The organism is Bradyrhizobium sp. NBAIM08, assembly GCF_020193935.1.
In the GTDB taxonomy this organism is placed as follows: Bacteria; Pseudomonadota; Alphaproteobacteria; order Rhizobiales; family Xanthobacteraceae; genus Bradyrhizobium; species Bradyrhizobium yuanmingense.
Genome location: NZ_JADYVR010000182.1, coordinates 1 through 468, shown reverse-complemented (window position 1 = coordinate 468; position 468 = coordinate 1). Strand labels below are relative to the sequence as shown.

General features: G+C 65.0%; 1 protein-coding gene. It reads left to right on the top strand.

Annotated features, from left to right (window positions below; genetic code table 11):
• On the top strand, positions 1-468 hold a 468-nt coding region (locus tag I6F37_RS39015), incomplete at both ends, for a hypothetical protein (protein ID WP_225154226.1).

The following is a 468-nucleotide window of genomic DNA, read 5'->3' as shown; positions in this document are numbered from 1 at the left end:
GTCATGGCTGTGCGACCCCCGATGGTCAGCGCGAACTGCTCGCCGGCTATGGCATCACGGAGGCGGCGATGGGCGTGCCGATTCGCTCATCCATGGAAGTTCGGCAAGTCGGCGTTTCTGCAGAAGGAGCGCCCGTCCTTTGCAGCGTGGAAGCGCTCGCCGCCGACGGCATCGTGCTCGTGAACCGCGTCAAGCCGCACACGGCTTTCAGCGGCACGCTCGGCAGCGGGATGGTGAAAATGTGCGTGATTGGCCTCGGCAAACATGCGGGCGCGGCCGCCATGCACGTGGCCGCCAGCCGCCTCGGCCACGAGAAGGCCATTCGCGGTATCGCGCGCGTCATTCTCGCGCATGCGCCGATTCTCTGCGGCGTGGCCATTCTCGAAAATCAGTTCCATGAAACGGCGCGGCTCGTGGTGCTGCCCGGCGAAGAGATTACCAGCGCCGAAGAACAATTGCTTGCGGAGG